Origin of the sequence: Azospirillum oryzae (assembly GCF_008364795.1) — a bacterium.
GTDB lineage: Bacteria > Pseudomonadota > Alphaproteobacteria > Azospirillales > Azospirillaceae > Azospirillum > Azospirillum oryzae.
In genome coordinates, this window is sequence record NZ_VTTM01000004.1 from 454396 (window position 1) to 467296 (window position 12901).

The following is a 12901-nucleotide window of genomic DNA, read 5'->3' on the forward strand; positions in this document are numbered from 1 at the left end:
TCGTCGGCTTACTTCAGGAAGCCCTTGGACTTCAGGTATTCGGTGGCGACCTGCTTCTGGTCCTGCCCCTCCACCGAGATCTTGGCGTTCAACCGGCGCAGCGTTTCGGCATCCAGGCTGGCGAAGACCGGGTTCAGCAGGTCGGCGATCTTCGGGTTGGCCGCCAGCACCGAGGCCCGGACGGTCGGCGCCGGCTCATACACCATCTGCGCGCCCTTGGTGTCGGCGAGGACGACGAGGTCGAGTGCGGCGATGGCTCCGTCAGTCCCATAAACCATGGCGGTGTTGACGCCGGAGGTCTGTTCCGCCGCCGCGCGGATGGTCGCGGCAGTGTCGCCGCCGGCCAGCACGAGCATCTGGTCGGGCTTCAGCGTGAAGCCGTAGGTCTGCTGGAAGGAGGGCAGGGCCGCCGGGCTCTCCACGAACTCGGCCGACGCGGCGACCTTCGCCTTGCCGCCGCCGCCGACCCACTTGGCGAAATCCTCCATCGTCTTCAGCGTGTTGGCGTCGGCCACGTCATGGCGCACGGCCAGGGCCCAGGTGTTGTTGGCCGGGGCCGGCTTCAGCCAGACGATGTCGTTCTTCTCCTTGTCGAGCTGACGGACCTTGTCATAGCCGGCGCCGGCCTTCTTCCAGACCGGATCGCTGTCGATGTTGAAGAAGAACGCGCCGTTGCCGGTGTATTCGGGATAGATGTCGATCTCGCCGGACAGCAGCGCGCCGCGCACGATCTTGGTCGGACCCAACTGTATCTTGTTTTCCGTCGGGATGCCGTTGGCCTGCAGCACCTGGAGGATCATGGTGCCGAGCAGTCCGCTTTCCGCATCCAGCTTGGACCCGACGCGCACCGCGTCCGCGGCCTGCGCCGTACCGGCGACCAGCCCGAATGCCAGCACCGCCGCCCCCATGATGGCGCGGCCCTTGTTGAAGATCGTGAACACCCCTGAACCTCCCCCTGAAAGTATTGGGGAAAGGATGGGTGACGGCGTCGCTTACGGCAAGCCGCGCTTTTCGTCTGTCCGGTCCCGGATATGCGTTTCAGCCTATTCCACGGAGGAACTTCCCATTGCCACGGTCTGTTGTACGGGAAACCGCAACAGGAGGACCCGATGTCCCAGGGCGACAAGGACAAATACACCGACAAGCAGAAACGCAAGGCCGAGCATATCGAGGAGGGCTACGAAAAGCGCGGAGTCTCACACGACGAGGCGGAACGGCGGGCGTGGGCGACCGTCAACAAGCAGGATGGCGGCGGCAAGAAGGGTGGATCGGGCGACAAGGCCTGAACGGCCGCCGCCCGGCGCGCCCGGTGAGCTACAGGCTTTCGATGATTCCGGCGGTGGTGGCCACCTCGCAGAATTCATAGCGCAACGTGGCGACATGAACCGTGTGGACCTGCTCCGCCGGGATCGTCCCGCCCTGGCTATCCGGCAGTTCGAAGCAATCGCAAGCGTCGCTGACCAGCGTGATCGGCCATCCCAGATTGGCGCCGGTGCGGATCGTGGTCGACACGCACATGTCGGTCGAGATACCGAACACCACCAGCCGTTCGATGCCGAGCCGGCGCAGCCGCAAATCCAGATCGGTGCCGATGAAGGCGGAATTGACGCTCTTGGCGACCACCGCTTCGCCATCCAGCGGCTCGAATCCTTCGCGGAATTGGTTTCCGGGCTGGCCAACGCGAAGGGTGGAGGTCGGCCCCGCCGAATCGTGACGCACATGGATCACCGGTCGGCCGCTGCGCCGCCAGGCAGCGAGAAGGCGCAGGCCGTTGTGGTCGGCCGCGCGGTTCCAGCGCTTCGGCCAGGACGGCCCGTCGAAGGCGCGCTGCATATCCACCGGCAGCAGAAGCGAGTTGGCCGGAAGCAAGGTCATTGGATACTCCGTGCAAATCGTCCATGGTCCCTGTCCGCTAAGTTCCGCCGAAAGGCTGCCGGTTGCAGCCCGGCAAGATGCCGGCCGACCGGCATTTCGCCGCCGGGTGCGGGTGTGGGGGGTATGGGGTCGGGGATGGACGAGAAGGACAGGCTTCTGCTGGCGGCCTTGCGCAAGGACGCCCGCCGCACGCTGGTGGCGCTGGCCCGCGACGTCGGGCTGTCGCGCAGCGCCACCCAGGAACGGTTGGACCGGCTGCTGAAATCGGGGGTCATCCGGGGCTTCACGACGGTCGAGGAGGGCCCGGCCGCCGACGGTGTCGCCGCCTATTTCCTGCTGCGCCATGAACCCGGGCGGAGCTGTGCCCAGCTGGTCCCCAAGCTGCGGCGGATCCCCGGCATCGTCGCGATGGATGCGGTGGCCGGGGCGATCGATCTGGTCATCCGGGCGGAGGCACCCGACATCCGCGGCATCGAGGCGATCCGCGCCGCCATCGCCGGACTGCCCGGCGTAGCCGACGTGACGACGCAGATGGTGCTCGAACGGTTCTTATAGAGACGGGAGGTCAGGCGCCGCGATAGGTCCACTCCGTCCCCAGAGCCGCGGCGTCGCGGTCGCGCAGAACGGCAACGTCGGCATGGGCCGGTGACAGTTCGCAGACCGGGTCGGTGGCATCGGCGCTGCCGGCGAGCGCCAGGGCCTGGCAGCGGCAACCGCCCCAATCCTCTTCCTTATGGTCGCAGGATTGGCAGGGCTCCGGCATCCAGTCGGTGCCGCGATAGCGGGTGAAGGCCGGACCATCGCGCCAGATCTCGGACAGGCTGCGGTCGTGCACCGTCTCGAATTCCATTCCCGGAATCGTCTCCGCCGCGTGGCAGGGCAGGACCCGGCCGCGCGGGTTCACGTTCATGAAGCGGCGCGCCCAGCCGCCCATGCAGCTTTTCGGCCGGCGGGCGTAATAGTCGGGCACGACGTAATCGACCACGATCCGCCCGGCCAGTTCGGGCAGGCGGGCGCGCACCGCGGCGTCCATGGCCAGCAGCTGGTCGCGCGACGGCATCAGCGCCGCGCGGTTGGCGAGCGCCCAGCCGTAATATTGCACGTTGGCGATCTCGATCCGCCCGGCGCCGAGATCCATCGCCAGATCGATGACGTCGTTCACCCGGTCGATGTTGTGGCGATGCAGCACCGCGTTGATGGTCAACGCCAGACCCTGCCGGACAACCGCCCGTGCGACCTCCAGCTTCTTGGCATGGCCGCCCTTGAAGCCGCCGACCCGATCGGCCCCGGCGGCCTCCGCGTCCTGCAGGCTGATCTGCACATGCTGAAGCCCGGCCCGCTGCAACCGCTCCAGCCGCGGCTGGTCGAGCAGCACGGCCGAGGTGATGAGATTGCTGTAGAGACCGATTTCCGTAGCGTGGGCGACCAGCTCCTCCAGATCCTTGCGGACGCAGGGCTCGCCGCCGGAGAAATGGACCTGCAGGGCGCCGACGTCGGCCGCCTCGTCCAGCACGCGCTTCCAGGTAGCGGTGTCCAGTTCGGCGCTGGCGGGGTCGAGCGCCACGGGGTTGGAGCAGTAGGGGCAGCGCAGCGGGCAGCGGTGCGTCAGCTCCATCAGCACGGCAAAGGGCGGGGCCGGTTCGGCATTGGAAGCGGCGGCGAAGGCGGGCAGGGCGCAGTTCATTGGACGCATCTCCTGGGGAGGCACCTCATGTGATGACATAGCCCTTGTTGCGCAAGTCGGTCAGCATCTCCAGAACGTCGGCGGCGACCTCGGTGCGCGGGGCATCATACTCCACGGTCAGCCGGTCGATGCCGGCCGCCACGTCGGCGATCTCCGGCCCGACGCAGGCGCGGACGATCGCCAGCGCCATCTCGTCCAGCACCAGAAGCCGTTCCGGCCCCATCAGCATCCACTGCTCGCGGCGGCGGTCGTTGCGCAGCATGACGCCGGGGGCCAGCCGCAGCCGGTCGGTCTCTGTCAGATGGGGGGCGATCGCGTTCACCGGCTGTACCGCGTCGGTTCCATGTCCGCCGGCACGAAGGCGCCGGGCGGGATCAGGTTGGGGGTGACATAGGCATGGTGCAGGGCGTCCAGCTGCGCCCACAGCAGTTCCGTCTTGAAGCGCAGGGCGCGCAGGCATTGCCGCTGCTGTTCGGCCGTCTTGGCGTTGGTCAGCACATAGTCCAGCCCGAACTCCACGTCGCGCGGCGCCTCGTCCAGCCGCTTGCGGAAGTAGGACAGCGTGCTGTCGTTGGCGAAGGCATAGTTCTGCTCGAAGCCGGCGATGCGCTCGCGGTGGATCGACGGCGCGAACAACTCGGTCAGCGAGGACGCCACCGCTTCCAGCAGCGAATGGTCGCGGACGAAGTTGACATAGGCGTCCACCGCGAAGCGGGTGGCGGGCAGGATGCCTTCCAGAGACTTCACATAGTCGCGATCCAACCCAAGCCCGTCGGTGAGGCGCAGCCAGCGTTCGATGCCGCCGACCTTCGTCTCGTCCATCTCGCCGGTCTGGGTCAGCCCGTCATGGTCCAGTACGCGCTGCATCCAGGCGCGGCGCAGCGCCGGGTCGTCCATGCGCGACATGATGGTCAGATCCTTGCGCGGGATCGACACCTGATAATAGAAGCGGTTCAGCGCCCAGGCCTGGATCTGCCCCTTTTGCAACTTGCCGCCGTGCAGAAGCTGATGGAACGGGTGGAGGTCGTGATACTGCCGCTCGCCGATCGCATAGAGGGCGGCGCGGAACTCCTCGCGGGATATGAATTCGGTCATAGGGTCAGCTCCAGCCCATCATGGGCGATGCGCCAGCCGGCCGCCTCGGCTTCCGCCCGTTCGGGCGAATCCTCCAGCAGGGCGGGGTTCGTGTTGTTGATGTGGATGTAGATCTTGCGGGCGACATTCAGCGGCGCGAAGGCGGCCATGCTGCCGGCATGTCCCGACATCGGCATGTGGCCCATGCGTGCAGCCGTCTTCACCCCGGTGCCGCTGCGGATCATCTCGTCGTCGGTCCAGGTGGTGCCGTCGAACAGCACGAGCGGCGCACCGAACAGCCGGTCGGCCAGCCAGCCCGGCATGCCGGCACAGCCGGGGATGTAGAAGAAGCCGTCGCTTGAGCCGTCGGTCGGGCGGATGCGCAACGCGACCGTGTCCTCCGCGACGGAACCGAAGCCGGGGCCGGCCGACGCATCCTCCAGATAGAGCGCCACCTTGCCGGGCACCGCGAACGCCTCCACCTCCAGCCCCAGCGGCCGGCCGTCGGCGCCGGCGGGCTGGAAGGGCTGGCCCAGCGCCACCGGCCGGCGGGCGACCAGTTCCGGGTTCAGCACGTTGAAGACGCTGTTGGCGGCCAGCACGCCATGGACGCGCGGCGTGGCATAGACGGCGAAGGGGTGGGATTCACGCAGGGTCAGCAGCCCCGCGACATGGTCGATGTCGGCGTTGGTCAGCAGGGCCGCGCTGATCGGATTGCCGCGCAAGGCCCCTTGGGGATGAAGCTGTGGGTTGGCGAGCAACTGCGCGCCGAGGTCGGGCGAGGCGTTCAGCAGCAGCCAGCGCTCGCCGTCGGCGGTAACCGCCAGCGACGATTGGGTGCGCGGCTTTGCCGCCGGGTCGCCGGAACGGGCACGGCGGCATCCCTCGCAGGCGCAGTTCCATTGCGGGAAGCCCCCGCCGGCCGCCGAACCGAGTACGAGAATCTTCATGGCCACCGTCTCATGCACGGTCCTGGGAGAGAAAGGGCCGGGGAAGAGGATGTCACGCCGTCCTTCCCCGGTCTCCGATCGTCCGGCTTACAGGCCGGCGCAGGCGTAAGCGTTGATTTCGGTGCCGACGGCGATCTCGGTGGTCTTGGGTTTGCGCCAGGTCTTCATCGCGTGATACTCCTGCTTGCTGACTGTTGCTGACCATGATGGTTGGCAAGGTGAAGAGTAGCGGTCGGGGGCGGTCGACCGCCATGCTACCATGGTGTAATCCGCCACCTCTTTCGGCGCCGGACCACCTGCGGCGTCAGGGGGCGGCAGCGGCCGGCGGCGGCAGCGGGTGCGCTTCCTCCGTCGGCAGGCCGGCTTCCATCCAGCCGTCGATGCCCGTCGGGTACCAATGGACCCGGGCATAACCAAGCAACACCGCGCGCTTGGCGGCGTTCCATGAAAGCCAGCAATCGGACAGGCAGTAGAACAAAAGATCACGCGCCCGGTCGCCGCCGGTCAGCCGCTCCAGGTTGGATTCGAACCAGCCGAGCGTCGCGGCGTCCGGTGCGCCCACCCCCACATTGGGCAGCCAGACGCTGCCGGGGATCTGCCGGTAGGGCTTCGATTGCAGCCAGGGTCCGCCCGGAAGCGTGCTGCGCTCCAGCCGCTGGACGAAGATCGGGATGATGCGGCCCCGCGACACCAGCGCCTGCACGGCCGGCGTGTCGACCGTCGTCGCGCCGGTCACGCCATCGGGCGTGGGGGAGCGGTAGTCGGACAGGCGGTAGCCTTCCGGCTGCGGCACACCGGTGGCGAGGGCGGGGGTGGCGAGGAGCGTGAGGGCGAGGGTAAGGGAGACGAGGAGTGTGGTGATCTTCGGTAAGTCTCGCCCCCTCCAGCTTTGCCCCCTCCCTAACCCTCCCCCGCTTCGCGGGAGAGGGAACTCCGCAGCCCTGCCACCAATCTCCCTCTCCCGCGAAGCGGGGGAGGGTCGGGGAGGGGGCAGGGTTAGGCAAATCAAGAGCGCTGATAGCCGCACAAGCCCCTCACCGCCGGTCGGCCAGAACGCGGTTGGCGATCACCACCGCCTGCGTGCGGCTGTAGACCTTCAGCTTCTGCAGGATGGCGGAGACATGGGCCTTCACCGTCGTCTCGGTGATGCTGAGATCGAAGGCGATCTCCTTGTTCAGCTTGCCGGTGCCCAGCAGTTCCAGCACCCGCAACTGCTGCGCCGTCAACGTGGCGATGCGGCGCGCGATCTCCGCGGTCTCGGCATCTTCCAGAACCTCGGCGGCGTCCTCGTCGGTGGCGGAGGGCGGAACATAGAGTTCGCCGTTCAGCACCTGGCGCAGCGCCGCGGCGATGGCGTCGCGCGGGGTCGATTTGGGGATGAAGCCGGCGGCCCCGCTCTCCATCGCCTCGCGCACCCAGCGACGCTCCTCATGGGCGGAAACGACGACGACGGGGGTGGCCGGAAAACGCTGGCGCAGCGTGCGCAGCCCGCCCAGCCCATTCATGCCGGGCATGTTGACGTCCAGCAGAACGAGATCGAGGTCGCCCCGCTCCTCCAACGCCTGCATGACGCTGTCGAGCCGGTCCGCCTCCATCACGTCGGTGGCCTGACAGGAATAAAGCACCGCGCTGCGCAATGCATCGCGCACCATCGGGTGGTCATCGGCAATCAGGATCCGAGTCATGGCCTGCGGTTCCTTGCACAGCGGCGTATGGAACAAACTGCGGGAAGGCTTCCCGCATCCATTGTGTCAGACCAAAATGGGGAGGCGCAACATCGCGAATGATGCCAATTGTTTTGTGCGCGAACATGTCGCACTGCCATTGGGCGTACCCCCATCGTCCGGACCCTGCCGTCATTCCTCGTGCACGGTTTCCAGCCAGGAACGGATTGCCCACAGAGCCTCCTGTCCCAGCGCCTCGCCGAACTTCGGCATATAGGTCACGCCGTTGCGGATCGAGCCGTTGGTGACGCGCTCCTTGAACCATTCGTCGCCGGCGTCGCCCTTTTCCAGGTAGCGCAGGTCGGGAGCGATGCCGCCGGACACCGCGCCCAGCCCGTGGCAGCGCGCGCAATTCTGGTTGAAGGCCGACGCGCCGATCTCGATGGCGCGCTCGTTGCCGCGGTAGGGATTGCTGTCCCTCCACGTCTCGCCCAGCTTCTCCAGCCCGGTGGTGTCGACCGGCTGGGGAACGACATCGCCGTGGGCGAAGACCGGACCGGCGAAGCCTGCCGCGATCAACCCGGCAAGAGCGAAGGGGGCCAGGCAGCGGAGGCGTTTGGGTGGCGTGGCGGACCTGTGCGTCATCTGTGCGTCCTCTTCCTGCATCCGTCTTCGGCTTTCGCTTGCCGTCCTGCCGTTGGCCCGGTTTCGCGGGTGCGCAGGACGGTTGCCGATTCTGATTGCGGCCGAGGATAGCAATCGTTCGTTCGCGTATTTATTCGACGATGGTACAAGAGGCGGGTGCACGGTCACGCTCACGCCGTACCGTCTTGGTCGATGGTCGGATGACGCATGCGGCATGCAGCCGGCCGGAGGCCCGCGGTCGTCAGGGTGGCGGTCGTCAGGTTCGCAGGCGTCAGGTCAGGGACGGCAACCGTCCGGCATTGATCGCCGCCTTCACCTTGGCCAACTGCCGCACCGCCGGGTCACCCAGCCGGAGAGCCACGCCGGTCGACAGCACGTCGATCAGCGTCAGGTGCACCAGCCTCGATGCCATCGGGGTGTACATTTCGGTGTCCTCCACCGGCAGGCTGGCGATGACCACGCTTGCCATCGCCGCCAGCGGAGAACGTGGCGCGGTGATCGCCACCACGGCAGTGCCCTGCGCCCGCGCCGCCGCCGCCAGTTCGTTGATCGTCCCGCTGCGCCCGGTGTTGGACAGCGCCAGCAACACCCCGCCCGCCGCCATATTGACCAGCAGCATGCGTGCCAGAACCGGATCGGCACAGGGTTGGGCGTCGGCGCCGAAGCGCAGCAGCTTGTGCGCCGCGTCCTGGGCCAGCGCGCTCGACCCGCCGGTGCCGACGCACAGCACGCGCGGCGCGTCCGCCAGCAGGGTGATGGCCCGCTCCAGCGCCCCGTCGTCCAGCGTTGCGGAGGCCGAGGTCAGGGCCGCGGCACTCGATGAAAAAATTTTTCGCGCCAGAGTGCCGACATCGTCATCCGGCGCCACATCCTGGCTGACATAGGGGGTGCCGCCGCGCACCTCGCCGCGCAGTGCATCGCGCGCCTGTGATTCGGCGAGCCGTAGCTTGAAGTCCGGGAAGCCGCCGCAACCGACGCTGCGGCAGAAGCGGACGACCGTCGCCTCGCTGACCTCGGCCGCCTGCGCCAGGGACGTGACGTTGAGGTCAAGCACCCGCCGCGGGTCACTGAGCACCAGATCCGCGATCTGCCCCTCCGACCGCTTCAGTTCGCCCCGCAGCCGGCGAACCTCATCCAATATGTCCGTTGGTGTAGGATTGGCGGCTGCGCTGTTGACCGGGGGTGCCATGACGTAAAGTTAACTCCCTGGATGGGGCGGACCTGCTGGTGGTCGGACAGATGCGGTGCTGCAAGGATCGCTCCTGTCACTATGAAGAATCTTGCCATGCATGGCGAGAAATCCAGTCGAAGCACTCCATATATGAAAAAAATTTTCTTCACAGCCCGCTGCCCCTGGCGTATGGTCCGTTTCGGAAATCATCGCCTCCCACAAACGGTCGAGACGCGATCATGAGCAAGCCCGCCCCCCTGAATTCTGTCGTCGCCCGCGTGACGGAGCGCATCGCCGAGCGCAGCCGCGATCGCCGTGCCGCCTATCTGGCGCGGCTGGAAAGCGCCGGCGGGAAGCCGCGCCGCCACCGCCTTGGCTGCGCCAACCTCGCCCACGCCTTCGCGGCCTGCGGGGCGAACGACAAGGCGGCGCTACGCGGCGAGACTCAGCCGTCGATCGGCATCGTCACCGCCTACAACGACATGCTCTCGGCCCATCAGCCCTACGAGCGCTATCCCGCCATGATCCGCGAGTCGGTGCGTGCGTCCGGCGGCGTGGCGCAGGTCGCCGGCGGGGTGCCCGCCATGTGCGACGGCGTTACCCAGGGCTATGAGGGGATGGAGTTGTCGCTGTTCAGCCGCGACGTGATCGCGCTGGCGACCGGTGTGGCGCTGTCCCATGCGACCTTCGACGGCGTGCTGTGCCTGGGCATCTGCGACAAGATCGTTCCCGGCCTGATGATCGGCTCGCTCGCCTTCGGCCATCTGCCGACGATCTTCGTGCCCGCCGGCCCGATGCCGTCAGGCCTGTCGAACGCCGACAAGGCCAAGGCGCGCCAGCTTTACGCCCAGGGCAAGGTCGGCCGCGAGGAACTGCTGGAGGCCGAGTCCAAGTCCTACCACGCGCCCGGCACCTGCACCTTCTACGGCACCGCCAACACCAACCAGATGCTGATGGAGATCATGGGCCTGCACCTGCCGGGCGCCAGCTTCGTCAACCCCAACACGCCCCTGCGCGATGCGCTGACAGACGCCGCCGCCCGCCGGGTGGTGGCGATGACCACGCCCGGCGCCGGCACCCCCATCGGCCGCATTGTCGACGAGCGCGCGCTGGTCAACGGCATCGTCGGGCTGCTGGCCACCGGCGGCTCGACCAACCATACCCTGCACATCCCGGCCATCGCCGCCGCCGCCGGCGTCGAACTGAACTGGGAGGATTTCGCGGAGCTTTCGGCGGTCGTCCCGCTGCTGGCCCGCGTCTATCCCAACGGAACCGCCGACGTGAACCGCTTCCATCAGGCCGGCGGTATGCCCTTCATCATCGGCCAGCTGATCGACGCCGGGCTCGTCCACACCGACATCTCCACCATCTATGGCGAGGGCGGGCTGGAGCCCTACCGCGGCATGCCGGAACTGGACGAGGGCGGCGCCCTGAGCTGGACCCGCGCGGCCACCGACCAGAGCGGCGACCCGGCGGTCGTCGCCACCACCGCGGCTCCCTTCGCGGCCGAAGGCGGCCTGCGCGTGCTGACCGGCAATCTCGGTCGCGGCGTCATCAAAATCTCGGCGGTCAAGCCGGAGCATCGCCTCGTCGAGGCACCGGCCCGTGTCTTCGACAATCAGGAAGCCGTGCAGGTGGCCTTCCGCGCCGGCGAACTCGATCGCGACGTGATCGTCGTCGTCCGCTATCAGGGCCCCGGCGCCAACGGTATGCCGGAACTGCACAAGCTGACGCCGCCGCTGGGCGTGGTGCAGGACAAGGGCTTCAAGGTCGCACTGGTGACCGACGGCCGCATGTCCGGCGCTTCGGGTAAGGTGCCGGCCGCCATCCACGTCACGCCGGAGGTGAAGGGCGGCGGTCCGCTGGGCCGCGTGCGCGATGGCGACATCCTGCGGTTGGATGCGGAGGCCGGGACTCTGAATGCTCTGGTCGACGCCGCAGAGTGGGAGAGCCGCGGCGCTCCCCCGCCGCCGAGCGAGGATGCCTCCCACGGCTGCGGACGGGACCTGTTCTCCCTGTTCCGCAACAATGCCGGCCCGGCGGAGAGCGGCGCGTCCGTCCTCAACCTGCTGGGCTGAAACCTGCCGGGCTGAGCTGGCAGGAGAAAACCCTGGAACCTTGGGCCGGCATCGGGCCATGCCGGCCCGCATTGTGACCGGCCCATCCCTGTGGCACCATGACGCACGGGTTGCCGAAGGCACCGTGCCATCGACGTCGAGAGGTCCGAAGATGCACTCCCGCTCCACCGTCGCAGCCCCCGCACTGCCTCCCTTCGACTATACGGTGTTCGGCGGCACCGGCGATCTGGCCCTGCGCAAGCTGCTGCCGGCGCTTTATCTGCGCGACAAGGCGGGGCAGGTGGCCGACGGCAGCCGCATCATCGGCGTCTCGCGCAGCCCGCTCGCCCCGTCGGATTACCGCGCCAAGGCGGAGGAGGCGATCAGCCAGCATGTGCCGGCGGATGAGCGCGATACCGCGGTGATCGCGCGTTTCCTGGAGCGGCTGGATTATGTGCCGGTCGACGTCACCTCCGACGACGGCTGGGACGAATTGGCGGACCGGCTGAACAATCCGCCGTCGCGCAGCAACGACGCCGTCCGCATCTTCTATCTCGCCACCTCTCCCAGCCTGTTCGGCCCGGTCAGCGACCAGCTGCGCGCTTTCGGTCTCGCCACGCCTGACTCGCGCGTCGTGCTGGAGAAGCCGATAGGCCGCGACCTCGCGTCGGCGCAGGATATCAACGACCGGGTCGGTGCCGTCTTCACCGAGCCGCAGATCTACCGCATCGACCATTACCTCGGTAAGGAGACGGTGCAGAATCTGCTGGCTCTGCGCTTCGGCAATTCCCTGTTCGAGCCGCTTTGGAACGCCGACCATATCGACCATGTTCAGATCACCGTCGCCGAGACGGTCGGCGTGGAGGAGCGCGGCGGCTATTACGACCAGTCCGGCGCGCTCCGCGACATGGTGCAGAACCATCTGCTGCAGCTCGTCTGTCTCGTCGGCATGGAGTGCCCGATCTCGCTCGCCCAGGAATCGGTGCGCGATGAAAAGCTGAAGGTTCTGCGCTCGCTGAAGCCCATCGGGCCGGACGAGATCGGCGGCTGCACCGTCCGCGGCCAGTATCGCGCCGGCGCGGTCGCCGGCGGTGCGGTGCCCGGCTATCTTGATGAACCCGGCATCCCGCCCGGCAGTGGCACCGAGACCTTCGTCGCGCTGAAGCTGGAGATCGACAATTGGCGCTGGGCCGGCGTGCCCTTCTATCTGCGCAGCGGCAAGCGGCTGCCGGCCAAGATGTCGGAGATCGTCATCCAGTTCCGGCCGATCCGCCACTCGATCTTCCCGCAGGGGGCGGGCGAACTGCAGGCCAACCGCCTGATCGTCCGGCTCCAGCCCGACGAGAGCATCCGCCTGCATCTGATGACCAAGGAGCCAGGACCGGGCGGCATGCGGCTGCGGCCGGCGGCGCTGAATCTCAGCTTCGCCCAGACCTTTGGCGGCCGGTTCCCGGATGCCTACGAACGCCTGCTGATGGATGTCGTGCGCGGCAACTCCACCCTGTTCATGCGGCGTGACGAGGTCGAGGCCGCATGGCAGTGGGCGGAACCGATCATCGACGGCTGGATGGCCCGGCACGAGATGCCGAAGCCCTACATCGCCGGCACCTGGGGCCCCTCGCAGTCCATTGCCCTGATCGAGCGCGACGGCCGCACTTGGCACGACGACGAGATCCCGTCGGCCGCCTTCTGAGGGGGCTCGTTCAAAAAATCGTCATGGGAGATGAAAAAAGGTCTTGCGCGGTTTGGGGGGTGCCGCCTATAAAGCGCCTCCCGACGCG

15 protein-coding genes are annotated in these 12901 nt (G+C 67.6%); 4 read left to right on the plus strand and 11 right to left on the minus strand.

Annotated features, from left to right (window positions below; translation table 11 throughout):
* Window positions 1–8 precede the first annotated feature (8 nt).
* Window positions 9–941: a glycine betaine ABC transporter substrate-binding protein OsmF gene (gene osmF / locus FZ938_RS15415; protein WP_149199343.1), complete on the minus strand. Its 933-nt coding sequence runs from the start codon at window positions 939–941 to the stop codon at window positions 9–11.
* 168 nt (window positions 942–1109) lie between these two features.
* Between osmF and FZ938_RS30555 the strand changes: the two genes are divergently transcribed.
* Window positions 1110–1286: a hypothetical protein gene (locus FZ938_RS30555; protein ID WP_169054941.1), complete on the plus strand. Its 177-nt coding sequence runs from the start codon at window positions 1110–1112 to the stop codon at window positions 1284–1286.
* A gap of 28 nt (window positions 1287–1314) precedes the next feature.
* Here FZ938_RS30555 and FZ938_RS15420 read toward each other — a convergent pair whose 3' ends face one another.
* Window positions 1315–1875: a cysteine hydrolase family protein gene (locus FZ938_RS15420; RefSeq protein ID WP_149199344.1), complete on the minus strand. Its 561-nt coding sequence runs from the start codon at window positions 1873–1875 to the stop codon at window positions 1315–1317.
* A gap of 135 nt (window positions 1876–2010) precedes the next feature.
* On the opposite strand from FZ938_RS15420, the gene FZ938_RS15425 reads away from it, so the two are divergent.
* A complete protein-coding gene (locus tag FZ938_RS15425) occupies window positions 2011–2430 on the plus strand; it encodes an Lrp/AsnC family transcriptional regulator (protein WP_149199345.1) in 420 nt (139 codons plus the stop codon).
* Between the two features lie 10 nt (window positions 2431–2440).
* Here the strand turns inward: FZ938_RS15425 and pqqE are convergent, their stop codons facing one another.
* From pqqE to FZ938_RS15470, 9 genes are all read right to left on the minus strand, one after another.
* Window positions 2441–3559 (minus strand): pyrroloquinoline quinone biosynthesis protein PqqE, encoded by a 1119-nt coding sequence (gene pqqE, locus FZ938_RS15430; RefSeq protein WP_149199346.1) that lies wholly within the window; start codon window positions 3557–3559, stop codon window positions 2441–2443.
* A 25-nt stretch (window positions 3560–3584) separates the two neighbouring features.
* Complete coding sequence (gene pqqD, locus FZ938_RS15435; RefSeq protein WP_149199347.1) at window positions 3585–3881, minus strand: pyrroloquinoline quinone biosynthesis peptide chaperone PqqD; 297 nt, start codon at window positions 3879–3881, stop codon at window positions 3585–3587.
* Entirely contained in the window at window positions 3878–4654 is a 777-nt protein-coding gene (gene pqqC / locus FZ938_RS15440; RefSeq protein WP_149199348.1) for a pyrroloquinoline-quinone synthase PqqC, read from the minus strand. Before pqqC ends, pqqD begins: the two co-directional genes overlap by 4 nt.
* Entirely contained in the window at window positions 4651–5583 is a 933-nt protein-coding gene (gene pqqB / locus FZ938_RS15445) for a pyrroloquinoline quinone biosynthesis protein PqqB (protein WP_149199349.1), read from the minus strand. The genes pqqC and pqqB overlap by 4 nt, the downstream gene beginning before the upstream one ends.
* 87 nt (window positions 5584–5670) lie before the next feature.
* Window positions 5671–5859, minus strand: a complete 189-nt coding sequence (gene pqqA / locus FZ938_RS31040) for a pyrroloquinoline quinone precursor peptide PqqA (protein ID WP_246457256.1) — start codon at window positions 5857–5859, stop codon at window positions 5671–5673.
* Between the two features lie 28 nt (window positions 5860–5887).
* Window positions 5888–6445: a rhodanese-like domain-containing protein gene (locus FZ938_RS15455; RefSeq protein WP_149199394.1), complete on the minus strand. Its 558-nt coding sequence runs from the start codon at window positions 6443–6445 to the stop codon at window positions 5888–5890.
* A 172-nt stretch (window positions 6446–6617) separates the two neighbouring features.
* The gene (locus FZ938_RS15460) at window positions 6618–7268 is read right to left on the minus strand and encodes a response regulator (RefSeq protein ID WP_149199350.1); all 651 of its coding nucleotides are present in this window, start codon (window positions 7266–7268) and stop codon (window positions 6618–6620) included.
* A gap of 171 nt (window positions 7269–7439) precedes the next feature.
* Window positions 7440–7892, minus strand: coding sequence for a cytochrome c-550 PedF (gene pedF / locus FZ938_RS15465; RefSeq protein ID WP_149199351.1), 453 nt, complete (start codon window positions 7890–7892; stop codon window positions 7440–7442).
* Window positions 7893–8163: 271 nt separating this feature from the next.
* The gene (locus tag FZ938_RS15470; RefSeq protein WP_246457258.1) at window positions 8164–9030 is read right to left on the minus strand and encodes an SIS domain-containing protein; all 867 of its coding nucleotides are present in this window, start codon (window positions 9028–9030) and stop codon (window positions 8164–8166) included.
* Between the two features lie 272 nt (window positions 9031–9302).
* On the opposite strand from FZ938_RS15470, the gene edd reads away from it, so the two are divergent.
* Together edd and zwf are read left to right on the plus strand one after the other, a co-directional pair.
* Window positions 9303–11141 carry a phosphogluconate dehydratase gene (gene edd / locus FZ938_RS15475; RefSeq protein WP_149199353.1) on the plus strand — a complete coding sequence of 613 codons (1839 nt, stop codon included), beginning with the start codon at window positions 9303–9305 and terminating at the stop codon, window positions 11139–11141.
* Window positions 11142–11292: 151 nt separating this feature from the next.
* Window positions 11293–12813, plus strand: a complete 1521-nt coding sequence (gene zwf, locus FZ938_RS15480; RefSeq protein ID WP_149199354.1) for a glucose-6-phosphate dehydrogenase — start codon at window positions 11293–11295, stop codon at window positions 12811–12813.
* Window positions 12814–12901: the final 88 nt, after the last annotated feature.